Here is a 23,319-nt window from a genome sequence, read left to right on the forward strand (position 1 = left end):
ACGAGGTGAACTACTTCAAGGCCGGTGGCATCCTGCACTACGTGCTGCGGGAGTTCCTGGCGAAGCCGGCGGCCTGAGCCGGCTTCAACGGACGCCCGGCAGCCTGGCTGCCGGGCGTTCTGCTGTCAGGAGGCTGCCAACAGCTGACACGCCTCTCGCCCAAACCCCTCAACCACCTCCTGCAGCGGTCCGAGAAAGCGCGGGTGGATCAGCCACAGCTGGATTTCCGGCTTGAAGTCCTTCAGCGGGATCACCGCCAGGCGTTCGCGGTGGGCGCTGTGGGCCAGCAGCGGTGCCGGGACCAGGCCAAGGCCCTGGCCGTCCGCCACCAGGCCGAGCTGGAGTTCGGTGCCATAGGTTTCCAAGTTGATGCGCAGCGCCTGGCCCTGCTCGGCCAGGGTCCGTTGCAGGCTGGCGCGAAAGCCACAGCCGTCGGGGTTGAGTACCCAGCCCTGGCCCTGGATTTCGGCCAGCCGCTGCCCCTTTGCCGGCGCCTGGTCGCGGGCGCAGACCACCTGCAGCGGCATGGTGCCCAAGGCCTGGGCCTCGACGTTGTCGGGAAACACCTTGTTGGCCGGAAACAGCACCAGGGCGCCGTCCAGCTCGCCATGCTCGATACGGCTGACCAGCACACTGCCCCAGCCCGTCGCCACCTGGGGGCGCAACGCCGGATAGCGGGCGCGGATCTCCCGTACCGCCTGCAGCAACAGCGCATCGCCCAGGGTCTGGGGCACGCCCAGGCGCAACAGCCCGGACGGCGGGGCATCGCCCGCCACCCGTTCGCGCAGGGCGTCCATCTCGCGCAGGATGGCGCGGCAGTGGCCGTAGACCTCCTGACCCAGGCGCGTCGGCTTGAGTGGCTTGGTGTGGCGGTCGAGCAACTCGATACCCAGATCCTGTTCCAGGCTCTGCAGCCGGCGGGTGATGGCTGGCTGGGTAAGTCCCAAGGACAGGGCAGCGGCGTTGAGGGAACCGCTGCGGAGCACCGCGACAAAGGCTGCGATATCGTCGGTCTTCATGAGGAGGCGTCTGACTTCCCGTTGCTGGACATGCGCCTCAAGCATAACGCAAGCCCCCTCGCCTGTTTTGGGTTCAGCGTTGCGCCAGACAATGGGTGAATCCAGAGCAGGCCGGCTTTAGTCAGGTATAGGCGCGGATAGCGGGGTACTCACCACTGACCGCATAGCGCCCGACCTCCAGCACCTTGTAGGCCAGGGGGTCGTGCAGGCTGTGGGTGCGCACATCGCGCCAGAAGCGATCCAGACCGAGGCGGTTGTGGGTGGCGCGGGCACCCAGGGCATCGAATACCCGGGTGGTGACGTCCAGGGCGGTACGGGCAGCCAGCACCTTGGCGCTGGCCACGGCGATGGCCGTCTCGCCGCGCAGGTCGGCGGTAAAGGTGGCATCGGCCTCGAGCAGGTCATCCACCCGCCGTGCCGCCACGTCGGCGAGGGCCACGGCGCCCTGTAGGGCGATCCAGAGTTCGCCCATCTGGCCCAGCACCAGTGGGTCCTCGCTGGCGCTGGCGGCCAGGGAATGCACCCAGGGTCGCGCTTCTGCATGCAGATAGCGCCGCGCCTCGCGCAGCGCGCCCTGGGCGGCGCCCAGGTAGTACTGGGTGAAGGCCGACTGGTTGACCGGGGTGCGGATGACCGCGGCGAAATCGCCAGCGTCTTCCAGGTCGCAGACCTGGACCTCCTCCGCGCTGGCCCAGACGTCGTCAAGGGTGAAGCTGCCGCTGTCGCTGCGGGCCACGCCGAAATGGTCCCAGTCACCGGCGTAGGCTAATCCGGGCCGGTCCGCCGGCAGGGTGACCATCAGGCGTGCACCGCTCTCCCGGTCACGGGCACTGATGGTGAGTCGATCGGCAAAGGCGGCGCCGCTGCAGAAGCCCTTGCGCCCGGTCAGGCGAAAACCGCCGCCAGGGCTCGGCGTGGCGAGGATGTCGTCGTCGCGTGGATTGACCACCCCGGCCAGCCACAGCCGTCCCTCGGCGATCTCCGCCAGCAGCCGATCGCGCCGCGGCTGGGGTTCGCGGCGCAGGTTCACGGTATTGAGCAGGTGATAGCCAAAGAGCAGGCCGACCGAGCCGTCGCCGGCGGCGATCTCGCGCAGCACCCGCATGGCCAGCGACCAGGGCTGGCCGGCACCCCCGAGCCGCACGGGTATGACCAGGTTGGTCAGGCCGCTGTCCTTGAGTCGTTGCAGCTGGGCGTCGGGACGAATGCGCTCGCGTTCGTCGGCCACCACCCTCGCGGCGAATTCCGCGCCGATCTCGCGGGCCAGTGTCAGCCAGCCAGCGACATCCTCGATCGTGCTCATCTAGTCCTCCAGGGGGCCGAGGCCCAGGTGATCTCTCAGGGTCGAACCCTGGTACTGGCGCCGGAACAGCCCGCGACGCTGCAAATGCGGCACCACGCTCTCGCTGAATTCGACGAAGGAACCCGGCAGGTAACCGGGGGAAATCACGAAGCCGTCGCAGCCGCCGGCCTCGAACCACTCGGCCAACTGGTCGGCGATCTGGGCAGCGGTACCCACCAGCTGCGGCACCCGGACGCTGGCGGCGTAGCTGCGACCCAGTTCGGCCAGCGTGATGCGCTGCCCCAGCGCCAGCAGCTTCTCGGCAGCGGCCGGCGGCAGGTCGCCGACTTCGGCCACCTCGCCCAGGGTGGTGTCCAGGGTGAAGCGCGACAGGTCGATATTGAGCTGTGAGCAGAGGGTGATCAGCCCCACCTCCGGTTGCGCCAGGGCGTTGTGTCTTTCCTGCTTGGCGCGCGCCTCGGCTTCGCTGCCGCCGATGAAGGGCATGACCGAGGTAAGGATCTTGCAGCTATCCGGCGACCGTCCCTGCTCCAGCACCTGGCGGCGGACGTCGTCGCGAAAGGCGCGCATGGCGGCGAGATTCGGCTGGATGGTGAAGATGGCCTCGGCCCAGCGCGCGCCGAAGCGCCGGCCGCGGCCGCTGGAACCGGCCTGGATCAGCACCGGGCGCCCCTGAGGACTGCGCGGAATATTGAGCGGGCCTTCCACGCGGAACCAGTCGCCCTGGTGATCGAGGGCGCCCACCTGCGCGGGATCGGCCAGCACGCCGGCGTCCCGATCCAGGCGCAGCGCCGCGGGTCCCCAACTGCGCCACAGCTTGACGGCCACCTCGACGAATTCGTCGGCGCGGTCGTAGCGCAGGTCGTGTTCCAGGTGGCGCGCCTTGCCGAACAGCCGGCCCTCGCTGTCGTTCATCGAGGTGACGATGTTCCAGGCGGCGCGCCCGCGGGACAGGTGATCCAGGGTGGCGAAGGCCCGGGCGACATGGGCGGGTTCATAGTAGGTGGTGGAGCGGGTGCAACCCAGCCCGAGGTGGCGGGTGTGAGCCACCAAATAGGACAACAGCGGCAGCGGATCGAGTCGGGTAGCGTCCTGGGCGCCCAGGCGCAGGGCGGTCTCCCGTGAGCCGCCGAGCTGGTCGCCCACGGCCAGGCGGTCGGCGAAGAACAGGAAGTCGAACAGCCCCTCCTCCAGCGCCTTGGCCGCGCGGACGTAGTAGGCCGGGTCGAGGAAATCACCCTGGGTCTCGGGGTGGCGCCAGACGGCGTGGCTATGGACGACGGGACCGGCCAGCAGGAAGCCGGCGAGGTGCAGGTGGCGACTCATCGGCTGGCCTCCCGGGGCGCTCGCAGGTAGCGATTGAAACTCTGGTCATAGAGCGACTTGACGTCATAGGGCTGCGGCAGCACCCCGGCCTTGACCAGGAAGTCGGCGGTCTTCTGGCCATCGCTCAGGGTCTGGGCGCTGATTGGTTCGACCCAGGTGGCGTCGCGCCGGAACCAGCGTTCGGCGATGGCCGGATCGGAGTTGTTGCGCCTGGCCCAGGCCTGGGCATAGACGTCGACGTGGTCCCGCGCCCAGCTACGGGCGCGTTGCAGGCGGGCGACGAAATCGCCGATGGCGGCGCGGTTCTCCTCCAGGTGCTGGGTGTTGGCCACCACATAGACCGGCGCTGGCATCAGGTCCTTGGCGGTGACCAGCACCCGTCCGCCCTGGCGTTCCACCATGCTGACATAGGGCTCCCAGGTGGCGGTGGCGTCCAGGGTGCCCTGGCTCAGGGCGGCCACGGCCTCGGTGGGCATCAGGTAGCTGTAGCGCGGGGCGTCGCTGGGCAGTCCGGCCTGTTCCAGCGCCGAATAGACCAGTTGCTGGCTCCAGGAGCCCTTCCAGATGGCCACGCGCTTGCCGGCCAGGTCCGCCACCGTCTTGATCGGCGAATCCTTGCCGACCACGATGGCGGTGCCGTCGGGGCGGTTGCGGGTCACCGCCACCACCTTGACCGGTCCCCCGCGCGCGGCCAGGGCGATCACCGGGGTGTCGCCGACGATGCCCAGGTCGATGGAGCCGACATTGAGCGCTTCCACCACCGGCCCCCCGGCGTTGAATCTCTTCCACTGGATCTGGTACGGCAGATCCTTAAGCTCGCCGGCCTGCTCCAGCAGGGTACTGCTGTAGTAGAACTGGTCACCGATGGTGAGGGTGACCGCCTGGGCCAGGCTGGCGGAGGTGCCGGCCAGCAGGCCGGCGGCGAATAGCAATCCCTTGATCACGAAGGCGTCTCCTCGAAGGTATCGGGAGCGCTCCGTGGGTACGGTCGCGCGGTGGGTGGGTCAGCAGACTTCAGCCGGTGCGACGGGCGCCGGCCAGGCGCGCGGCGACCTTCTCACGCGTCAGGGGGATCAGCTCGCGACCGTATTCGACAGCGTCGTTGAGCGGATCGAAGCCGCGGATCAGGAAGCTGTCCACGCCCAGGTCGTAGTAGTCCAGCAAGGCATCCGCCACCTGCTCGGCGGTGCCCACCAGGGCGGTGGAGTTGTGCCCGCCACCGACCAGGGCGGCGATACCGGTCCAGAGTCGGCGATCCACGCGATCGCCCAGGGCCACGGTATCGCGCAGGCGCTGGGCCCCGACCGCTTCCGGCTTGGCCGGATGCACGGCGCCTTCTGCGGCCAGGCGCGCCCTGGCCTGTTGGCGAATGGCCTCGGCCTTGGCCCAGGCAGCGTCCTCGGTATCGCCGAGGATCACCCGGAAGGAGACGTTGAAGCGGGGGGTGCGGCCATGGCGCGCCGCCTCGGCGCGGACCGCCGCGATGGTCTCGCGGGTCTGGGCCAGGGACTCCCCCCAGAGCGCGAAGACATCGGCGTGCTTGCCGGCCACCCGCAGGGCGGCTGGCGAGGAGCCGCCGAAATAGACCGGCAGGCTCGGCTGCTGCAGCGGCTTGATGGCGGAGAAGCCATTCGCCACCCGGTAGTGCTCGCCCTCGTGGTCGAAGGGCTGGGTGCTGGTCCACTCCTGGCGCACCACGTCGAGGAATTCCTCGGTGCGGGCGTAGCGCTGGTCATGATCGAGCCAGTCACCGTCCTTGCGCTGCTCGCCGTCGCTGCCGCCGCTGATGATGTGCACCGCCAGGCGGCCGTCGAGCAGATGGTCGAGGGTCGCCAGCTTGCGCGCCGCCAGGGTCGGGGCGACGAAACCGGGCCGGTGGGCCAGCAGGAACTTGAGCGTCTGCGTCGCCTGCCCGGCCAGGGCGGTGACCAGGAAGCCGTCGGGCTGATCGGACCAGTAGCCCACCAGGATGCGATCGAAGCCGGCCTGCTCGTGGGCCTGGGCGAAGCGGGTGACATAGCCCTTGTCGAAGATGGGACCGGAGGGGGCGATGATCTCCGAGGTGAGGCGATGGCCGATCATGCCGAGGAACTGAACGCTCATGGTGGTGAATCCCGTGCCGAGGTAAAGGGGACGCCTTCCGGGAAGACGTTGGCTCGGGTTCACCTTAGGCAGCCAGGGCATAAGAAGGAAATTCCTTATACGCATATCCTAATTCGAGTTTTATTTATCTTGCGCATTTAATGCAGATAGCTCAGGGCTTTATATCGTGACCGCGGTGGTGCTGTAGCGTGGAAAACGGCGCAGCCTTATCCACTGGAGGACCGGGTGCGGGGGCGCCCTCACCCCAACCCTCTCCCAGGGGGAGAGGGGGCGGACCAAGCGAGAGTCTAGATCCGCTGCTTCCCGGCCAAAGCCCGTGCATTGTTGGGCTTCGACGGAAGAGCCGTCTCAACCCAACCTACAGGGTGTTCCCTAGGTGGGGCTGAGCACCGTAGCGTGGAAAACGGCGCAGCCTTTTCCGCTGGGGGAGTTCGCTGCGAAGGGCACCCTCACCCCAGCCCTCTCCCAGGGGGAGAGGGGGCGGTCAAAGCGAGGGTCTAGATCCGCTGCTTCCCGGCCAAAGCCCGTGCATTGTTGGGCTTCGACGGAAGAGCCGTCTCAGCCCAACCTACAGCGTGTTCCCCAGGTTGGGCTGAGCACCGTAGCGTGGAAAACGGCGCAGCCTTTTCCGCTGGGGGAGTTCGCTGCGAATGGCGCCCTCACCCCAGCCCTCTCCCAGGGGGAGAGGGAGTGGTCCTAGCGAAGGTCTAGATCCGCTGCTTCCCGGCCAAAGCCCGTGCATTGTTGGGCTTCGACGGAAGAGCCGTCTCAGCCCAACCTACAGAGTGTTCCCTAGGTTGGGCTGAGCACCGTAACGTGGAAAACGGCGCAGCCCTTTCCACTGGTGGAGTTCGCTGCGAAGGGCGCCCTCACCCCAGCCCTCTCCCAGGGGGAGAGGGGGCGGTCCGAGCTAACGTTGAGAAGTGTTGGTCCCGGGGCAGATCCGGTGGTCTGTTGCCCTTCAACGGTGGAGCCGTCTCAACCCAACCTACGGTGCTATCCCGTAGGTTGGGTTGAGCGCAGCGAAGCCCAACAGGCCGGGGAAAACCCTACCGCTGCATGCCCCACTTCTTCACCGTCAGCCGTTCCAGGGTGGCGAACACCAGGCCCTCCACCAGCAGGCCGATGATGATCACCGCGGCGAGACCGGCGAAGACACGGTCGGTGTAGAGCTCGTTGCGATTCTGGAAGATGTACCAGCCCAGGCCGCCCTTGCCGCTGGAGGCACCGAATACCAGCTCGGCGGCGATCAGGGTGCGCCAGGCGAAAGCCCAGCCGATCTTCAGGCCCGAGACGATGGCCGGCAGCGCCGCCGGGATGAGGATCAGCCCGACGTACCTCAGCCCCTTGAGGCCGTAGTTGCGCCCCGCCATGCGCAGGGTGTCGGAGACGCCGAGAAAGCCCGAGTAGGTGTTGAGCGCCATGGGCCAGAGCACCGAATGCACCAGCACGAACACCAGGCTGTTCTCGCCCAGGCCGAACCAGAGCAGCGCCAGGGGCAGCAGGGCGATGGCCGGCAGCGGATTGAACATCGAGGTCAGGGTGCCGAGCAGGTCGCGACCGAACTGGGTGGACACGGCCAGGGCGCTCAACGCCAGGGCCAGGACCACGCCCAGCAGATAGCCCTTGAGCAGGGTGCCGAGGGAAATGGCGACCTTGGCCGGCAACTCGCCGGTCACCAGTCCATCCCAGAAGGCCGCGGCGGTCTGCAGGAAACTGGGCAGCAGCAGGTCGTTGCCCTGCCAGCGGGCGGCCACTTCCCAGGCCAGCATCAGGATCGCCAGGATCACCAGCTTGCGTAGCCAGGCCTGGCTCCACAGGCGCGTCACCAGGGGCAGTTCGATCGCCAGCGGCAAGTCGTCGAGGGGCGCGAGGTCGCGTTGGTATTCGGCCCGCACCGGGGGCTGTCGAGTCATGGGTCTACCTCGAAACTAGTAGGAAATGCGGCCCTGGACGATGGCCTGCTGCAGGCGCAGGCGCTCGTCGGCGACCTCCGGTGGCAGGGTCTGAACGTCGTCGGGGAACAGCAGGTTGTGGATGCGCAGCGCGGTACTCTGGAATTCGGCGCCGCCGAAGTCTTCGAGGCCGAACTGGTGGCAGTTGAGCTCCGCGCGGACCCGGCCCGGATGGGGCGACAGCAGCAGGATGCGATTGCCCACCACCAGCGCCTCTTCGATGGAGTGGGTGACGAACAGCAGGGTGAAGCGCACCTCGTCCCAGAGCGCCAGCAATTCTTCCTGCATCTTGCGCCGGGTCAGGGCATCCAGCGCAGCGAAGGGTTCGTCCATCAGCAGGATCTTGGGCTGCATGGCCAGGGCGCGGGCGATGGCCACCCGCTGCTTCATGCCGCCGGAAAGATGATGCGGATAGGCATCGACGAAGCGCGTCAGGCCGACCTTGTCGAGGTAATGCAGTGCCCGCTCGCGCGCCTCGCCACGACTGGCCTGGCGACTGGCGAGCAGCGGGAACATGGTGTTCTCCAGCACCGTCTTCCACGGCGGCAACTGGTCGAATTCCTGGAACACCACGATCCTATCCGGTCCCGGCCCCTTGATCGGCTGGCCATCCAGGCGGATCTCGCCGTGCAGCGGCGGCAGAAAACCCGCCACCGACTTGAGCAGACTGGACTTGCCGCAGCCGGACGGGCCGAGCAGCACGAAACGGTCGGCGCCATGCACCTCGAAGGATACCTGGTGGGTAGCCCGCACCCGGCGCTCGCGGGTGCGGTATTCGAGGTCGAGATCCTGCACCTGCAGCAGCGGCTGGGTCTGCGCCAGGGTCAGGTGCGGACGGGAAGCGAGAGGGGCATTCATGGTCGTCTCCGGTATTTAAAGGTTGCTCAAAGTTTTGCGAGCTAGAGCCAAACGAGGCGAAAAGGCCGGAGGAAGCGGAATTTACGTGTGGTAAATGAGCATTCCGACGGGCTTTTCAACGCGGTTTGGCCGACGCGCAGCAGACTTTGAGCAAGCTTTCAAAAAGGTGCATCGCCCTGGATGGTCGTGCGATACAGCTTGCGCCGCAGATGATTGGGGCAGCCGGCCGCCAGGTGCAGCAGCGAGCGGTTGTCCCAGAACACCAGGTCGTGGGGTTGCCACTGGTGGCGATAGAGGTGCTCGGGCTTGACGCTGTGGGCATGCAGCTCGGCCAGCAGCTCGCGACTCTCGTCTTCCGGCAGGCCGACGATGTGGGTGGTGAAGCCCTCGCTGACGAACAGGGCCTTGCGGCCGTTTTCCGGATGGGTGCGCACCACCGGATGCACCACCGCCTTGACCTCGGCCAGTTGCGCGGCGGTCAGGGTCGGCCGCCAGTTACCCTCGAACTTGGGTTTGGCATAGGTCGCGGTATAGGAATGCTCGGCCTGGAGACCCTCGACCTGGCGCTTCAGCGCCGCCGGCAGGGTGTCGTAGGCCAGGTGCATGTTGGCGAAGAGGGTATCGCCGCCCTCCTCCGGCAACTCCTGGGCATGCAGCATGGAACCCAGGCTCGGCAGCTCCTTGTAGGAGAGATCCGAGTGCCAGAACTTGCCGGCATCGCCGAGGCCGATGGGCTGGCCGTCTTCGACGATGTTTGAGACGATGAGGATCTCCGGATGGCCGGCCAGGTGGAATTGCTTGAGGACATGGATCTGCAACTCGCCGAAGCGGCGGCTGAAGGCGATCTGCTCCGCGGGGGAGATGCGCTGGTCGCGGAATACCACCACATGGTGGTCCAGGTGGGCGCGATGGACGCGGGCGAAGTCGTCGGCATCGAGCGGCTGGGCCAGATCGATGCCGAGGATCTCGGCCCCCAGGTTGCCGAAGGGACGGATCTCGAAGGCCTGGCCGGCGGCCGGACGTGGAGAGGCGAGGGTCATGGGAGTGTTCTCCTTGGTGGTCCAGCTCAGCTGCCGGGACGCTCGTGGGCTTCGGGGAAGAAATAGTCCTGCCAGGCGGCAGCCTGGTGTTTCAGCACGCCCAGCTCGTGCAGCTTCTGGGCGTAGACGAAGGTCCGCTGGGGCTCGACGGTGAAGTCGATCTCCGGGTCCTCGACGATGCGCTGCACCAAGGCCAGCGGCAGCTTGGAGTTCTCCACCCGGATGTACGCCTCGGCCGCGGCGGCCTTGTTGGCGCGGATGAAGGCGGCAGCCTCTACCAGGGCGCCGTAGAAGGCGCGGTAGGTCTGGGGATTCTCGTCGTGGAATTTCTCGGTGGTGTAGAGCACGTTGAAGGTGCCCGGACCGCCGAGGACGTCGTAGCTGCTGAGGATGCGATGGACTCGGGGATTCTCCAGCGCCTGGTACTGGAACGGCGGGCTGGAGAAATGGGTAGTGATCTCGGCGCCGCCCGCCATCAGGGCGGCACTGGCATCGGGGTGCGGCAGACTCACGCTGATGGCATCGAATTTCTTGAACTGGGCGTCGCCGAAGACCTTGGCCGTCTCGATCTGCAGGGTGCGCGACTGGAAGCCCACGCCTGCCGCCGGCACGGCGATGCGGTCCTGGTCGGTCAGGTCCCTGATCGACCTGACCTCGGCGCGATTGCTCAACAGGTAGTTGGGCATGGCGCCCAGGGCGGCGATGGCCTTGACGTTCTGCCGGCCGCGGGTGCGATCCCAGACGGTCAGCATCGGAGGTACGCCGGCGGAGACCACGTCCAGCGCGCCGGCCAGCAGCGCCTCGTTCATGGCGGTGGCGCCGGAGATGCTGTTCCAGTCCACCTGGATGTCCAGGCCGGCGGCCTTGCCGTGCTTTTCGATCAGTTGCCGGTCGCGTACCACGTCGAGGATCAGATAGCCGATGCCGAATTGCTGGGCAATGCTGATCCTGCCCTCGGCGGCGGCGCTACCGACGAACCCAAGAGCGCCGACCACGGCGGCGATAACCGCCAAGCCCTTCCCTACCCTGCTCATCATCCCGCTCCGTGCCGACTGGCTACCCGAAAGCGTTATAGGCTAATGAGCTGTTATAACTTTTGGTAAAGACGGAATTTGACTAACGATATGCAGTGACGGCGCAGACGCGGGTTACGCCGTCACTTGGGAACTTCCGTTTAGCAGCTCCAGAGCAGCTGGCGACACTCAGGCGGTGACCGCGCGCCGTGCCAGTAGCTGACCCACCGCCAGCACGAAGGCCGCCCCGATCGCCCCGGCCACATAGGGCACCCAGTGCACATCGGCAAAGCCCAGCCAGCCCTGTAGCAGTTCGTCGCTGGCGATCAGTTTGCCGGCGATCCAGCCGAGCAGCGCCGCGCCGGCCACCACCAGCCAGCGATACTTTTCCATGAGCTTCAGGATGAGCTGGCTGCCAAAGATGATGATGGGGATGCTGATGAGCACGCCGGCGATGGCCAGACCCAGGTGCCCCTGGGCGGCGCCCGCCACGGCGATGACGTTGTCCAGGCTCATCACCACGTCGGCCACCATGATGATCCAGATGGCCTGGCCCAGGGTGGTACCGGCCTTGACGTTGGCCTCGTCCTCTTCGGGCGTCAGCAACTTGATGCCGATCCACAGCAGCAGCACGCCACCGACCACCTTGAGCAGCGGCCAGCCCAGCACATAGCTGGCGACGAACAGCAGCAGGATACGCAGGATCACGGCGCCGGCGACGCCGCCGAGGATGGCCTTGCGCCGTTGCGCATCCGGCAACCGCCGACAGGCCAGGGCGATCACCACGGCGTTGTCGCCGCCGAGCAGGATATCGATGATGACGATCTGCAGGAGACCGGTGAGAAAGGCAGGATCGGACAGGGTGGCAAGCAAGATCGACCTCGAAGCTAAGGTGCTGGGACAGGCATTTGGCAGCAGGGGACGTCGATGATTTCATCCAGTTCCTGCGGCGGCGCCAAGAATAGCGCCCCAAGCTGTCATCCAGCCGACGAAACGGCGCCGCGGATCGATTCCGTCTGGCGCCGAGAGATCGCTTCAGCCACTGGTCGACGGCGCGCCGATCCGCACGTCGCCCTGACCGCTGGCCGCCAGCTCGCGGGCGACCAGGCCACTGCCCAGTTGCTCATCGAGAAAGCCTTGCACGAAGGCCGCCGCGGCAACGCGCCCCTTGGGCACGGCCATGGCTTGGCGGATCTCGGTGAAACTGTCGGCCAACACGCGGTAGCCCGGATGAGCCGCCGCGTAGGCTTCCAGAGGCTGGCGGACCCCGGCGGCGGCGTCCAGGCGCTGCTCGACGAACCAGTCGATGGCCGCCGGCGAGGTCGGCGCTCGCACCAGCCCCGCCTGGGTCAGGGTGCGACTGAGATAGAGGTCATAGGCTGCGCCCTGTCCCACGGCGATGCGGCGCCCGGTCTGGTCCAGTTCGGCGACGCCCTGGGCCGGATCGTCCGCGCGCAGCAGATAGGTGCCCTCGATGATGACATAGGGTTCGCTAAAGGCGATCTGCGCCGCCCGCACCGGTTCGATGGCGAGAAAGGCCAGGTCCCAGGCGTCTTCCTGCAGCGCGGCAAAGACCTTGCCGGCGGCGTCGTGGGTCGTGAACTGCACCGGCACGCCCAGGCGCTCGGCCAGCGCCCGGGCCAGGGCCACCGAGACGCCGGCCGGCTCACCATCGGCCCCGCGTTGCGCCAGCACTGGATTGCCATAGTTGATCGCGGTCCGGAGAACGCCCTGGGGGGCCAGTTCGGCCAATACCGCTGCGGATGGGGTCATGGGAAGCTCCTTGAGGTCGAGTCTGCTGCCCCGCTACCGGCGCTGAAGCACCGTCGTCGCAGCGGTCTCATAGTGGTCCCCATGCCGGCACTTTGCACGCCGACATTCGGCTATTGCGACGCGCCGCCTATCCAGACGCAGCGAGACACGGCGGCGCGACCGTTCCGGGCAAACGGGTCCTTGTCCTATCGTTATGCCTAATGGCTATTTAAACAAGGAAGCATCGCCCAGCTAACGTATAACCACCGGACCACCGGATCTCTCCTTTCGCCTTGAACCCGAGGATCCCATGGCCGTGCTCCGGACTCTTCTCCCCACGGGGGCGCCCGCCCCATGACCGCCCCCGCCAAGCAGGTGCTGCTCAACGCCTTCAACATGAACACCGTGGGCCACATCAACCACGGTCTCTGGACCCACCCGCGTGACACCTCCAGCCGCTACCACACCCTCGGCTACTGGACCGAGCTGGCCCAGTTGCTGGAACGCGGGCTGTTCGACGGGCTGTTCATCGCCGACATCCTGGGCGTCTACGACGTCTATGGCGGCAATGTCGACCTGACCCTGCGCGAATCCATCCAGTTGCCGGTCAACGATCCCTTCCTGCTGGTCTCGGCCATGGCCGCCAGCACCCGGCACCTGGGTTTCGGCCTCACCGCCAACCTCACCTACGAGCTGCCCTACCCCTTCGCCCGCCGCCTTTCCACCCTGGATCACCTGAGCGAAGGCCGCGTCGGCTGGAACATCGTCACCGGCTACCTGGACAGCGCCGCCCGCGCCATGGGCCTGGACCGGCAGATCGCCCACGACCGCCGCTACGACCAGGCCGACGAATACCTGGAAGTGCTCTACAAGCTGCTCGAAGGCAGCTGGGCCGACGATGCGGTGATCCGCGATCGCGTCCAACGGATCTATGCCCGCCCCGAGCGGGTACGCAAGGTCGTGCACCACGGCGAATTCTTCGACGTCGAGGGCTATCACCTCTGCGAGCCCTCGCGGCAACGCACTCCGGTGCTGTTCCAGGCCGGCTCCTCGGATCGCGGCCTGGCCTTTGCCGGGCGCCATGCCGAGTGCGTGTTCATCTCCGGGCAGGACCAGGCCGCCACTCGCGCCCAGGTCGAGCGGGTGCGGGGCGCGGCAGTGGCCGCCGGCCGCCGCGCGGATGACGTCAAGCTGTTCATGGGTCTCACGGTAATCGTCGCCCCCACCGCCGCCGAAGCCCGCGACAAGCACGCCGAATACCTTACTTATGCCAGCGCCGAGGCCGGCGTCGCCCACCATGCCACCTCCGTGGGCATCGACCTGGCTGCCTATGGCCTGGACGAACCCATCCGCCCGCAACGGACCGAGGCCATCGAGTCGGCGCTCAAGCGCCTGGTCGCCAAGGACGCCGGCTGGACCCGCCGCAAGCTGCTGGAGCAGCACGCCCTCGGTGGCCGCTACACCGCCCTGGTCGGCGATCCCGGGCAGGTGGCCGATGCCCTGCTCGGCTGGATCGACGAAACCGGGCTGGATGGCTTCAACCTGGCGCGCACCGTCACCCCCGAGTGCTACGGCGACTTCATCGACCTGGTGATCCCGGAGTTGCAGAGTCGGGGTCGCTACAAGACCGCCTATGCCGAGGGCAGCTTCAGACACAAGCTGTTCGGCCGCGGCGACCACCTCGACACCCGCCATTTCGGCAGCCGTTTCCGCCAGGACTGCCCCCTGAAGGACACCCCATGACCCGCCTCAGACCCCTGCTCTTCGCCCTCGGCCTCTGCAGCACCGCAGCCCTGGCCGCGCCTCTCAAGATCGGCACCACCGCCGCCTTCGCCCCGCCGCTGGAAGTGGCGGTGCAGGAGGCCAGGGCCGCCGGGGTGGACGTCGAGATCGTCGAATTCAGCGACTGGATCGCCCCCAACACCAGCCTCGCCAACCACGACATCGACGCCAACTACTACCAGCACATCCCCTTCCTGGAGAACGCCAAGCGCACCGCGGGCTATGACCTGGTGGCGGTGGCGCCGGGGATCATCAACAACGTCGGGCTCTACTCGAAGAAGTACCGCACCCTGGCGGAAGTCCCCAAGGGCGCGCGGGTGGCCATCGCCAACGATGCCATCAACGGCGGCCGTGGCCTGTTGCTGCTGGAAAAGGCCGGCTTCATCACCTTGAGGCCCGGCGTCGGCTACCACGCCACCCTGGCGGACATCACCGGCAATCCGCGCGACCTCCAGATCGTCGAACTGGAGGCTGTGCAGCTGGCCCGTTCGCTGGACGACGTGGACGTGGCCCAGGGTTATCCGCACTACCTGCGCCTGGCCAAGACCCTCGATCCCAACCAGGCCCTGCTTTTCGATGGCCTCGACCACCCGGAGTACGTCATCCAGTTCGTCGCCCGCCCGGACAACAAGGACGATCCGCGCCTGGCCAAGCTGATCGACCTCTACCAGCATTCGCCCAAGGTCCGCGCCGCCCTGGACCAGGCCCACGGCAGCCTCTACCAGCCGGGCTGGAAGGACTGATCGTCGCCTCGTTCTCTTGGAGCGTCAGAGCTTTTCCACGACGAAGGCACAGCGTCCCCTATTTCGCCCCCCGTCGGGCAGGTCCATGAATTCCTCGATGAGGATGCGCACGCCCTGCGACAGCAGCAGGGCGCGCAGCTCCTCGGGCGGATGGGAGTCGTAGAAGAACGGCTGGTCGAACATGGTATCGACGAAGGCATCCGCCGCCGAGCCGCCCGCCGTCAGCATCAACCGTCCCCCTTGCGGGAGCCCGGCGATCACTCGCGCCAGGAGCGTCGCGTGCCAGCGGCGCTCCAGATGGAACAGCGAATCCCACAGCAGCGCGCCCTGGTACCGTTCGGCGCAGGCATAGGTTTCCAGCCGCGCCTCGATCCAGCGCTGCTTGGGAAATTCCCGCCGCGCATGGGCCAGCATGGCGGCCGCCTGGTCGACCCCCAGCACGCGATGCCCCTGGGCGAGGATGGCGGCGGCCACCGGGGTGCCGGTGCCGCAGCCCAGATCGAGCAGGGTGGCGCCGGGTTCGAGCTTTTCCAGGAGCACCTCCAGGTAGCGACGCTCGTCGTCCCTGAGGCTGACACGGGCCTGGCGAAAGGTGTCGGCGATGGCGTTGTAGGAGGTCTTGTTCATGGCGTGGGCTCCCTGGTAATTCTTGGGAGCTTAGCCCACCCAGCCGCCGGCTTCCGGCCCTGCCTCTCGCTCTTGGCAGCTTTCCTGGTCTGGCCTGGCCTCGATTCGGCTGGCTCAGCCGGGTCGCGCTGGACTTATGCCAGCCGCGACCCCGGTGAGCCTCAGCCTAGGCCGCCGCCTGGGCCGCAGCCCGGGCTTCGAGGTCGCGCACCAGGGGCAGCACCCGCTGGCCGAAGTACTCCACCTCTTCCTGGAAGTGCAGGAAACCGGCCAGCACCAGGTCCACGCCCTCGGCCTTGAGGGCCACGATGCGCTCGGCGACCTGCTCGGGCGTGCCGATCAGGTTCGGCTTGAAGCCGTCGTTGTACTGCACCAGATCCTCGAAGCTGGAGTCGGCCCAGTTGCCCTTGCCTTCTGGGCTGGCAGCACCAGCCTGGCGCGCCGCATCGCCAAAGGCCTTGACCGCCTCCGGGTTGGCCTTGGCCACGATCTCCCGCAACACCTCGCGCGCCTCGGCCTCGGTGTCGCGCGCGATGATGAAGGCATTCACCCCGACCTTGACCTCACGCCCCTCCGCCGCGGCCTTGGCGCGCAGGTCCTGCACCTGGGCGCGAATCTCCTCGCGGGTGCCGCCGTTGGTGAAGTACCAGTCGGAGACCCGCGCCGCCATGTCCCGCGCGGCCCGCGAGCTGCCACCCTGGAAGATCTCTGGATGGGGCTGCTGCAGCGGCTTGGGTTTCAGGGTGTAGTCGCGGAAGCGATAGAAGTCGCCGGCGAAGCTGAAGTTGTCCTGGGTCCAGATGCCCTTGAGGGCGCGGATGAATTCCTCGGAACGCCGATAGCGTTCGTCGTGCTCCAGCCAGGGCTCACCGATGCCGTGGAACTCACCCTTGAACCAGCCGGAGACCAGGTTGATGGCGACCCGGCCATTGGTGAGCTGGTCGATGGTCGCCAGCTGCTTGGCGGCCAGCGCCGGATTCCAGGGGCCGGGCAGGATGGCGGCAATCACCTTGAGCCGCTCGGTGGCGGCCAGCAGCGCATGGCTGAAGGCCACCGATTCATGCTGGTATTCGGCGCCGTAGCCGGCAGTGAAACGGATCTGCGTCAGGGCGTAGTCGAAGCCGGCCCGCTCGGCGAGCTGGGCCAGCGTGCGGTTGTAGTCGATGCCCCAGTGGGTGCGCTGCTCGATGGTGCTGACCACCAGGCCGCCGCTGACGTTGGGGACCCAATAGGCGAATTTGACGGGGTTCTGCGACATGCAAAGGCTCTCCGGGTTGGGCTCGCCGCGAGGACGAGCGAAACAGTGACCCTGAGCCTTCTATCAAGAACCGAACCAATTCAAAAAATCGTTTTACATCAATAACTTGCGAACAGATGCAAGACAATTTCAGGTGTGGCGCCAAGGGCAGCTGTCCAGCTGCTGTCGCCTGGGCAACAGCGCAGCAAGGCGTCTGGCGAGCTGTTCTCGCCTAGAGGACGTCGCCTCAGGCGGCCGTGGTGCGCAGGAATTCGCTCCAGCGCCGCACCAGATAGTTGTGCTCGTCCATCACCGAATTCCACACACCGATATGGCTCATGCGTTCGGCATAGGAGCCGCCTTCGCGACGCTGGCCCACTTCGATCAGCGGCAGGCCGTCGCTGCCGGCGAGTTCTTCACGGGCCGGCAGGCCGCCGTACCAGAAGTCCCACTCGGCGGCGCTAAGGTGATCCCGCGCCCGCACCGGATTGGCGATATAGAACCCCTGGCGCGCCATCACCGCCCCGGGCCAGCCGGCCAGCCACCAGTTGAGGTAGGCATAGGCGGCATCGCGCACCCGCCCCTCCGCGCAGCGCGACAGCGACAGGCCGCCGAACCAGGCGCGGTAGCCCTCGCGCGGGACCGCCACCCGATAATCCACCCCCGCCCGGTGCAGGGCCATGAGCATGGGCGACCAGAGACTCTGGATGTCCACCCCGGCGGCCAGGGTCAGCTCGCCGGCGCTGCGGTCGTCGGACCAGAACGCCGCGAAATGCCGATGGCGCTGGCGCTCCACCAGCAGTTCGGCCAGGCGGTCGATCTCCTCCAGGCGCAGATTGCCGATGTCGTCGAAACGGGCGAGACCGGCGGCCTGGATCGCCAGGGCGGCGTCCAGGGCGCCGATGGCGGCGTCGCTCTGCAGGGCGCTGTGGCCACACCAGCCTTCGTCGATCAGCCAGGCCCAGCTCTCCTGCTGACCCGCCAGGGCGGCAGGCAGGCTTTCCGGACGATAGGCGAAGCTGTCGGCGTTGTGGGTCAGCGGCAGCATGCTGATGCGTTCACTGGGCTGGCCACCGAGGCTGCCGTCGTGCTGCACATAGAGGCGGTCGCACGGCCGGCAGCCGGGCGCCAGGCGATCGGTGGCATGCAGCCGGCCGCGCTTGGGCAGGTCGTTGATCTCTTCCCAGAGCGCGATGCGGCGGATGTCGATGGGCTGGATCGCCCGCGCCGGCCAGACGAAGTCGACGTTGTGGAACCACTGGTCATAGAGGTCGTAGCTGTCCGGCTCCAGCACCGCGATGCGCTGGGCGGTCTGGACGTCATGGATCTGGTAGACCAGGCGGATGCCCAGCTCCGCCTCCGCCCGCTGGCGGATGGGTTCGAGCAGGGTCACCGAGGTGCCCAGCACCCTCAGGGTCAGCGGCGTGCTCATGCGGCCCGGCCCAGGCCACCCATGAAGGCGGCGAAGGAGCGCCTGAGCAGCGCGGTGTCCAGGTCACGGACGATGAACACCAGGCGCGAGCGGCGTTCGCCCGCCGACCAGGCCGGCAGGTGCACCGGTGGATGCAGGCTGTGCTGCACGCCATGGATGACGATGGGTTGGCTGGCGTCGATCACGTCGAGGATGCCCTTGACTCGCAGGATGCGTTGCCCGTGGCATCTTAGCAGCATCGACAGCCACACCCCGAAGGCCATCCAGTCCAGCGGCCGGTCGAACTCCAGGCAGCAGACCTCGGCGCTGCCGTGGCGGCCTTCGGCGACCTCGGCGAACAGTCGCCAGCGGCCGACCTCGGCCGCCGGATCGGCGGCGCGCAGGCCCTCGCCCAGCAGCAGGTCATCGCCGCTAACCACGGAAGCCGCCAGGGCCCGGGTGGCGGTGGGATTGAGCTGGGCCAGCTGCCGGTCCAGCCGCTCCAGCACGGCAGGCGCGACCCGGTCGGCCTTGCTCAGCAGCAGCCGGTCGGCCGCGGTGACCTGGTTGAGCCACTCCGGGTGCAGCCCTTCCTGGAGCGCGGCGTGCTCGGCGTCCACCACGGTCACCAGCAAGCCCAGGTGGAAGCGGCCGCGCAACTGGGGATCGAGATTGAGGGTGGCCAGGATCGGCCCCGGGTCGGCCAGGCCGGTGGTCTCCAGCAGGACCCGGCGGAAGGCCGGAATCTCGCCGCGGCTGCGCCGACCGTGCAGGGTCAGCAGCGCCGCCTTGAGATCGCCGCGCACCGAGCAGCAGACGCAGCCGCTGGGCAGCAGCACGGTGTCCGGAGCCACCTCTTCCACCAGCAGGTGGTCGATGCCGACCTCGCCGAATTCGTTGATCAGCAGCGCCGTCTCGCCCAGGGCTTCCTGGGCCAGCAGGCGCCGCAGCAGGGTGGTCTTGCCGCTGCCGAGAAAGCCGGTGATGACATTGACGGCAAGGCTCATGGCGCCAACTCCAGCGGCGCCAGTACCCGTGGATCCAGGGGATCGAGCGGTCGCCCCAGCACCGCCTCGGCCTGGCGCCAGAGGTCGTCCAGGCCCTCGGCCAGGGCCTGGCGCCCGGTCGGGCCCTGGATCAGGTAGGAGGCGCCCTGGACGTCGCTCACGGTCAGCCGGAACGGCGCCACCACCCGGTTGATGGCGGCGACCCGACGCAGGCGCTCGCGCCGCCGGGGCAGGTCATCGCCCAGCGGATCGCTCCAGTGGAGATCCGGGCCGAGCAGGCCGCACAGTCCGCACATGGCTACCTCCTAGGGCATGACGTCGCCGGAATTGGGACCCAGGGTCTGGCCGACGAAGAGATTGCCACCCGGATCGCTGGCCAGCAGCAGCGCCACCGGCGCCACCTCCTCCGCGCGACCGAAGCGGCCCAGCGGCAATTCGCGGGCCTTGGCCGCCTTCCAGTCGGCGCTGATGCCGTCCACCAGCGGGGTCTCGATGGGCCCGGGGGCGATGGCGTTGACCAGCACGTTGTCGCGGCCCACCTCCAGCGCCAGCGACTTGGTGAAGCCGATCACCCCGGCCTTGGCCGCCGCATAGTGGCAGAGCTCGGCGCCGCCCTTGATGCCGAGCTGGGAAGCGACGTTGATGATGCGGCCCCAGCGCTGCGCCTGCATGTGCGGCAGGGCGCGCTGGCTGGCGAGAAAGACGCTGGTGAGGTCGACGCGCAGCATGTCGTTCCACTGTTCCAGGGTCAGGTCGACGCAGGGCGCCTGGGTCAGCATCCCGGCATTGTTGACCAGGATGTCGATGCCGCCGTAAGCCGCCACGCAGGCGTCCACTCCGGCTCGGGCGCCATCCGGCTGGCCAACGTCGGCGACGGTCTCCGTCACCGACGCGCCCAGGGCCCGGCATTCCGCGGCCACCCGCGCCAGCCGCTCGGCGTCGCGGTCGGCCAGCACCAGGCGCGCCCCCGCAGCGGCATAGCTGCGGGCGATGGCGGCGCCGATCCCGCTGGCCGCGCCGGTCACCAGGGCGCGGCGGTCTGTCAGCTCGAACATGCTCTTCTCCTCAATCGGGCCAGCGGACGGTGAGACCGCCATCGACGATCAGACTCTGGCCGGTGATGTAGCTGGCTTCGGTACTGGTCAGGAACCGCACCAGCGCCGCCACCTCGTCGGGCCGGCCGACCCGCCCCAGGGGAATGCTGCGGGCGGCCTTGGCCAGGCCTTCCGGACCCAGGGAGTTCTTGGCGTCCAGCGATTGCGGCGTCTCGATCAGACCGGGAATCACCGCGTTGCAGCGGATGCCACGCGACGCCAGTTCGACGGCCAGCGAGCGACACAGTCCCGGCACCCCGGCCTTGGCGGCGGCGTAATGGGCATGGTCCTGCCAGCCATAGACGCCGCCGGCGATGGAGGAGATGGCCACCAGGGCACCACCCTCCCCCAGGTGCCGCGCGGCGGCGCGAAAGGTGCGCATGACGCCGGTGAGGTCGACGTCGAGCATCTCGTGCCAACGCGCGTCGCTCATCTCCAGCAGCGGTGCGGCGCGCAGAAGCCCGGCGTTGGCCACGGCATAGTCGAGGCGGCCGAAGTGCGCCAGGGCGGCATCGGCAAGGGCATCCACCGAGGCGCTGTCGCTTACGTCCAGGGGTTCGAGCAGGCACTCGCCACCCGCGGCGGCTACCAGCCGCCGGGTGTCTTCGGGGTCATGGGGATCGCCCGGGTAGTAGCCGCCGACCACCCGCACGCCCCGCTGGGCATAGGCCACGGCCAGGGCCTGGCCGATGCCGCTGGCGGCACCGGTGATCAGGGCGACGGGAGAGGTATGAGCTGTCATGGGGGCTCCTGTCATTTGAGGCTGGTGGGTTCGACGTGGCGCGCGGTCCACATCACCAGGCCGGAGAGAAAGCACGGCAGGGCACCGAACCACAGCGCGGCGCTGTGCCACTGGCCACCGCTACCGAGCACGCTGGTGATGCCGAGGCCGGCGAGGATGGCGCCGATCGGTCCCATGGCGTGGACGATGGCGCCACCGGTGGCGCGAATGCTGGTGGGAAAGCTTTCGCCCATGAAGAACAACATGGCCGAGTAGGGTCCGGTGAGAAAGAACAGCCCCAGGCTGTAGAGCGCTACCACCGGTACCAGCTGGCTGGGCGCCTGCAGCATGGCGAAGAAGGCCACGCCGCCACACATCCAGCCGAGGGCCACGGTGTTGCGCCGACCGATGCGATCGCCCAGCCAGCCATGGAACAGGTAGCCGATGAAGCCGACGGCGTTGGACAGCACCAGGATCCACAGCGAGTTCTCGAAGCTGAGCTTGTGCACGCTGACGATCACCGAGGTCCCCAGCACGCTGAACACCTGGATCGCCGACCAGTTGAGCAGGATGGCCAGGCTCAATACCAGGGTCGGGCGCAGGGCCTGGCCCTTGAAGGCCATGGCCACGCCGGCCTTGGCGTGCTCTTCGTAGTCCACGCCGTATTCACGGGCCAGGCTGCGGGCGTCCTGTTCCTGGCCTTCACGGCGCAGGCGCTGGATGCGGGCGTGCACCTGGAATTGCGGGCTTTCCTTGAGCTTGCGCGCCAGCACGGCGATGACGAAGGCCGGCACGGCGGCGAACACGAAGCAGCCCTGCCAGCCGATGTGCGGCAGCAGCAAGGCGGTGAGCCCCGCGGCGATCAGCGCACCGATCGGCCAGCCACTCTGCACCAGGCTGTAGATGAAGCCCCGGCGGCGGATCAGCCGCGGATCGTCGGAGGCCGCATAGACCTCGGTCAGGTAGGTGGCGTTGACCCCCTCCTCCGCGTAGCCCAGGCCGGCCACCGAACGCACCAGCACCAGCGGCACCTTGCCCATGCCGGCGCACAGCGCGGTCAGCGCCGAGCACACGGCCGTGCCGCCGATGGTGACGATGATGCCGCCGCGGCGACCGATCCGGTCCACCAGCGGGCCGATGGCGAAGGCGATGATGGCTCCACCCAGGGCTACCCAGGTGGCGAGTTCGGCCTGCTCGGCTTCGCTCCAGTTGAAGTGCCCACCCATCACCGGCAACAGGGTGCCGAAGAGGATGAAGTCGTAGACGGCGAACACCCAGGCGAAGAAGGCGATCCAGGTGGCGTAGCGGACATCACCGGAAGACAGCGGCTGCGGTTTCCAGGCAGCCGTGGCGGTTTCCGGGTGGAGCGAAGGGGCGGCAGGGAGGGTCATGATCCTGTACCTGTGGGCTGGGCGCTTAGCGCTGGCGCGGCTGGCGCCGCAGGAAGTCGTCGGCGATCTCGTCCATGGTGGCGAAGCGCACCCCGGCGTGACCCTGGATATGCTCGATCAGGCGTTCGAGCATCAGCAGCACCTGCGGCCGCCCCGAGACATCGGGGTGGATGGTGATGGGGAAGACGGCGTAGTCCATCTCGCGATAGACCCAGTCGAACTGGTCGCGCCACATCTCTTCGAGGTGGCGTGGATTGACGAAGCCATGGCTGTTGGGCGCCTTCTTGATGAACATCATCGGCGGCAGGTCGTCGAGGTACCAGTTGGCCGGGATCTCCACCAGATCAGTTTCCTGGCCGCGCACCAGCGGCTTCATCCAGCTCTCGGGCTGCTGGCTGTAGTCGATCTTGGTCCAGTTGTCGCCGACCCTCACGTAGTAGGGACTGAAGTCGTTGTGCATCAGGCTGTGGTCGTACTTGATGCCCTTCTTCAGCAGCAGCTCGTTGGTCACCCGGCTGAATTCCCACCAGGGCGCGACATAACCGGTGGGGCGCTTGCCGGCCAGCGCGGTAATCAGCTCGATGGACCTGTCCAGCACCGCCTCCTCCTGCTCGGGGGTCATGGCGATGGGATTCTCGTGGCTGTAACCATGGATGCCGATCTCGTGGCCTGCCGCGGCCACCGCCTGCATCTGCTCGGGAAAGGTCTCCACCGAATGGCCCGGAATGAACCAGGTGGTCTTGAGGCCGTAGCGCTCGAACAGCTTGAGCAGCCGGGGCGACCCCACCTCGCCGGCGAACAGGCCGCGGGAGATGTCATCGGGCGAATCCTCGCCGCCATAGGAACCGAGCCAGCCCGCCACCGCGTCGACGTCGACGCCGATGGAAACGAAGATTTCTTTGGCCATCGTTGCATTCTCCAGTACCCGGAAGAAACC

General features: G+C 67.6%; 22 protein-coding genes. 2 read left to right on the plus strand and 20 right to left on the minus strand.

Features of this window, described 5'->3' with window-relative positions; all coding sequences use genetic code 11:
* Positions 1-125: 125 nt before the first annotated feature.
* From QMX82_RS05755 to QMX82_RS05805, 11 genes are all read right to left on the minus strand, one after another.
* A complete protein-coding gene (locus QMX82_RS05755) occupies positions 126-1,019 on the minus strand; it encodes a LysR family transcriptional regulator (protein WP_282281503.1) in 894 nt (297 codons plus the stop codon).
* 121 nt (positions 1,020-1,140) lie between these two features.
* A complete protein-coding gene (locus tag QMX82_RS05760; RefSeq protein ID WP_282281504.1) occupies positions 1,141-2,322 on the minus strand; it encodes an acyl-CoA dehydrogenase family protein in 1,182 nt (393 codons plus the stop codon).
* Positions 2,323-3,648, minus strand: a complete 1,326-nt coding sequence (locus QMX82_RS05765; protein ID WP_282281505.1) for an LLM class flavin-dependent oxidoreductase — start codon at positions 3,646-3,648, stop codon at positions 2,323-2,325.
* A complete protein-coding gene (locus QMX82_RS05770) occupies positions 3,645-4,592 on the minus strand; it encodes an ABC transporter substrate-binding protein (protein WP_282281506.1) in 948 nt (315 codons plus the stop codon). Before QMX82_RS05770 ends, QMX82_RS05765 begins: the two co-directional genes overlap by 4 nt.
* Before the next feature lie 70 nt (positions 4,593-4,662).
* Entirely contained in the window at positions 4,663-5,751 is a 1,089-nt protein-coding gene (locus QMX82_RS05775) for an LLM class flavin-dependent oxidoreductase (protein WP_133859253.1), read from the minus strand.
* 1,049 nt (positions 5,752-6,800) lie between these two features.
* Positions 6,801-7,667: an ABC transporter permease gene (locus QMX82_RS05780; RefSeq protein ID WP_282281507.1), complete on the minus strand. Its 867-nt coding sequence runs from the start codon at positions 7,665-7,667 to the stop codon at positions 6,801-6,803.
* Between the two features lie 15 nt (positions 7,668-7,682).
* The gene (locus QMX82_RS05785; protein ID WP_273807014.1) at positions 7,683-8,564 is read right to left on the minus strand and encodes an ABC transporter ATP-binding protein; all 882 of its coding nucleotides are present in this window, start codon (positions 8,562-8,564) and stop codon (positions 7,683-7,685) included.
* Positions 8,565-8,722: 158 nt separating this feature from the next.
* Positions 8,723-9,604, minus strand: a complete 882-nt coding sequence (locus tag QMX82_RS05790) for a TauD/TfdA dioxygenase family protein (RefSeq protein ID WP_282281508.1) — start codon at positions 9,602-9,604, stop codon at positions 8,723-8,725.
* Positions 9,605-9,630: 26 nt separating this feature from the next.
* A complete protein-coding gene (locus QMX82_RS05795) occupies positions 9,631-10,641 on the minus strand; it encodes an ABC transporter substrate-binding protein (protein ID WP_442969374.1) in 1,011 nt (336 codons plus the stop codon).
* Positions 10,642-10,806: 165 nt separating this feature from the next.
* Positions 10,807-11,490 carry a TerC family protein gene (locus QMX82_RS05800; RefSeq protein ID WP_133859258.1) on the minus strand — a complete coding sequence of 228 codons (684 nt, stop codon included), beginning with the start codon at positions 11,488-11,490 and terminating at the stop codon, positions 10,807-10,809.
* A 162-nt stretch (positions 11,491-11,652) separates the two neighbouring features.
* A complete protein-coding gene (locus QMX82_RS05805) occupies positions 11,653-12,390 on the minus strand; it encodes an ABC transporter substrate-binding protein (protein WP_208690892.1) in 738 nt (245 codons plus the stop codon).
* 333 nt (positions 12,391-12,723) lie between these two features.
* Between QMX82_RS05805 and QMX82_RS05810 the strand changes: the two genes are divergently transcribed.
* Together QMX82_RS05810 and QMX82_RS05815 are read left to right on the plus strand one after the other, a co-directional pair.
* A complete protein-coding gene (locus QMX82_RS05810) occupies positions 12,724-14,112 on the plus strand; it encodes an LLM class flavin-dependent oxidoreductase (protein ID WP_282281510.1) in 1,389 nt (462 codons plus the stop codon).
* Positions 14,109-14,894, plus strand: coding sequence for a MetQ/NlpA family ABC transporter substrate-binding protein (locus QMX82_RS05815; RefSeq protein WP_282281511.1), 786 nt, complete (start codon positions 14,109-14,111; stop codon positions 14,892-14,894). Before QMX82_RS05810 ends, QMX82_RS05815 begins: the two co-directional genes overlap by 4 nt.
* A gap of 24 nt (positions 14,895-14,918) precedes the next feature.
* On the opposite strand, the gene QMX82_RS05820 is transcribed toward QMX82_RS05815, so the two are convergent.
* The 9 genes from QMX82_RS05820 to QMX82_RS05860 form a co-directional block, all read right to left on the minus strand.
* On the minus strand, positions 14,919-15,521 hold the full coding sequence (locus QMX82_RS05820; RefSeq protein WP_208690889.1) for a class I SAM-dependent methyltransferase: 603 nt from the start codon (positions 15,519-15,521) through the stop codon (positions 14,919-14,921).
* Positions 15,522-15,687: 166 nt separating this feature from the next.
* Entirely contained in the window at positions 15,688-16,779 is a 1,092-nt protein-coding gene (gene sfnG / locus QMX82_RS05825) for a dimethylsulfone monooxygenase SfnG (protein WP_133859263.1), read from the minus strand.
* Positions 16,780-17,005: 226 nt separating this feature from the next.
* Positions 17,006-18,190: an ABC transporter substrate-binding protein gene (locus QMX82_RS05830; RefSeq protein ID WP_133859264.1), complete on the minus strand. Its 1,185-nt coding sequence runs from the start codon at positions 18,188-18,190 to the stop codon at positions 17,006-17,008.
* Positions 18,187-19,176, minus strand: coding sequence for a CobW family GTP-binding protein (locus tag QMX82_RS05835; RefSeq protein ID WP_282281512.1), 990 nt, complete (start codon positions 19,174-19,176; stop codon positions 18,187-18,189). Before QMX82_RS05835 ends, QMX82_RS05830 begins: the two co-directional genes overlap by 4 nt.
* Complete coding sequence (locus tag QMX82_RS05840; protein WP_158897133.1) at positions 19,173-19,472, minus strand: hypothetical protein; 300 nt, start codon at positions 19,470-19,472, stop codon at positions 19,173-19,175. The genes QMX82_RS05835 and QMX82_RS05840 overlap by 4 nt, the downstream gene beginning before the upstream one ends.
* A 9-nt stretch (positions 19,473-19,481) precedes the next feature.
* Positions 19,482-20,231 carry an SDR family NAD(P)-dependent oxidoreductase gene (locus QMX82_RS05845; RefSeq protein WP_133859267.1) on the minus strand — a complete coding sequence of 250 codons (750 nt, stop codon included), beginning with the start codon at positions 20,229-20,231 and terminating at the stop codon, positions 19,482-19,484.
* 10 nt (positions 20,232-20,241) lie between these two features.
* Positions 20,242-21,012 carry an SDR family NAD(P)-dependent oxidoreductase gene (locus QMX82_RS05850; protein WP_282281513.1) on the minus strand — a complete coding sequence of 257 codons (771 nt, stop codon included), beginning with the start codon at positions 21,010-21,012 and terminating at the stop codon, positions 20,242-20,244.
* An 11-nt stretch (positions 21,013-21,023) separates the two neighbouring features.
* A complete protein-coding gene (locus tag QMX82_RS05855; RefSeq protein ID WP_133859269.1) occupies positions 21,024-22,382 on the minus strand; it encodes an MFS transporter in 1,359 nt (452 codons plus the stop codon).
* 25 nt (positions 22,383-22,407) lie between these two features.
* Positions 22,408-23,289 (minus strand): polysaccharide deacetylase family protein, encoded by an 882-nt coding sequence (locus tag QMX82_RS05860; protein ID WP_133859270.1) that lies wholly within the window; start codon positions 23,287-23,289, stop codon positions 22,408-22,410.
* Positions 23,290-23,319: the final 30 nt, after the last annotated feature.

Origin of the sequence: Pseudomonas sp. PS02302 (genome assembly GCF_029959585.1) — a bacterium.
GTDB lineage: Bacteria > Pseudomonadota > Gammaproteobacteria > Pseudomonadales > Pseudomonadaceae > Chryseomonas > Chryseomonas aestiva.

Excerpts from the sequence above, each read along its gene's own strand:
- QMX82_RS05840 (WP_158897133.1), bottom strand. The coding sequence starts at position 19,472 with ATGTGCGGACTGTGCGGCCTGCTCGGCCCGGATCTCCACTGGAGCGAT.
- QMX82_RS05830 (WP_133859264.1), bottom strand. The coding sequence starts at position 18,190 with ATGAGCACGCCGCTGACCCTGAGGGTGCTGGGCACCTCGGTGACCCTG.
- QMX82_RS05765 (WP_282281505.1), bottom strand. The coding sequence starts at position 3,648 with ATGAGTCGCCACCTGCACCTCGCCGGCTTCCTGCTGGCCGGTCCCGTC.
- QMX82_RS05775 (WP_133859253.1), bottom strand. The coding sequence starts at position 5,751 with ATGAGCGTTCAGTTCCTCGGCATGATCGGCCATCGCCTCACCTCGGAG.
- sfnG (WP_133859263.1), bottom strand. The coding sequence starts at position 16,779 with ATGTCGCAGAACCCCGTCAAATTCGCCTATTGGGTCCCCAACGTCAGC.
- QMX82_RS05820 (WP_208690889.1), bottom strand. The coding sequence starts at position 15,521 with ATGAACAAGACCTCCTACAACGCCATCGCCGACACCTTTCGCCAGGCC.
- QMX82_RS05855 (WP_133859269.1), bottom strand. The coding sequence starts at position 22,382 with ATGACCCTCCCTGCCGCCCCTTCGCTCCACCCGGAAACCGCCACGGCT.
- QMX82_RS05845 (WP_133859267.1), bottom strand. The coding sequence starts at position 20,231 with ATGTTCGAGCTGACAGACCGCCGCGCCCTGGTGACCGGCGCGGCCAGC.
- QMX82_RS05795 (WP_442969374.1), bottom strand. The coding sequence starts at position 10,641 with ATGATGAGCAGGGTAGGGAAGGGCTTGGCGGTTATCGCCGCCGTGGTC.
- QMX82_RS05780 (WP_282281507.1), bottom strand. The coding sequence starts at position 7,667 with ATGACTCGACAGCCCCCGGTGCGGGCCGAATACCAACGCGACCTCGCG.
- QMX82_RS05850 (WP_282281513.1), bottom strand. The coding sequence starts at position 21,012 with ATGACAGCTCATACCTCTCCCGTCGCCCTGATCACCGGTGCCGCCAGC.
- QMX82_RS05810 (WP_282281510.1), top strand. The coding sequence starts at position 12,724 with ATGACCGCCCCCGCCAAGCAGGTGCTGCTCAACGCCTTCAACATGAAC.
- QMX82_RS05860 (WP_133859270.1), bottom strand. The coding sequence starts at position 23,289 with ATGGCCAAAGAAATCTTCGTTTCCATCGGCGTCGACGTCGACGCGGTG.
- QMX82_RS05760 (WP_282281504.1), bottom strand. The coding sequence starts at position 2,322 with ATGAGCACGATCGAGGATGTCGCTGGCTGGCTGACACTGGCCCGCGAG.
- QMX82_RS05785 (WP_273807014.1), bottom strand. The coding sequence starts at position 8,564 with ATGAATGCCCCTCTCGCTTCCCGTCCGCACCTGACCCTGGCGCAGACC.
- QMX82_RS05805 (WP_208690892.1), bottom strand. The coding sequence starts at position 12,390 with ATGACCCCATCCGCAGCGGTATTGGCCGAACTGGCCCCCCAGGGCGTT.
- QMX82_RS05755 (WP_282281503.1), bottom strand. The coding sequence starts at position 1,019 with ATGAAGACCGACGATATCGCAGCCTTTGTCGCGGTGCTCCGCAGCGGT.
- QMX82_RS05835 (WP_282281512.1), bottom strand. The coding sequence starts at position 19,176 with ATGAGCCTTGCCGTCAATGTCATCACCGGCTTTCTCGGCAGCGGCAAG.
- QMX82_RS05815 (WP_282281511.1), top strand. The coding sequence starts at position 14,109 with ATGACCCGCCTCAGACCCCTGCTCTTCGCCCTCGGCCTCTGCAGCACC.
- QMX82_RS05790 (WP_282281508.1), bottom strand. The coding sequence starts at position 9,604 with ATGACCCTCGCCTCTCCACGTCCGGCCGCCGGCCAGGCCTTCGAGATC.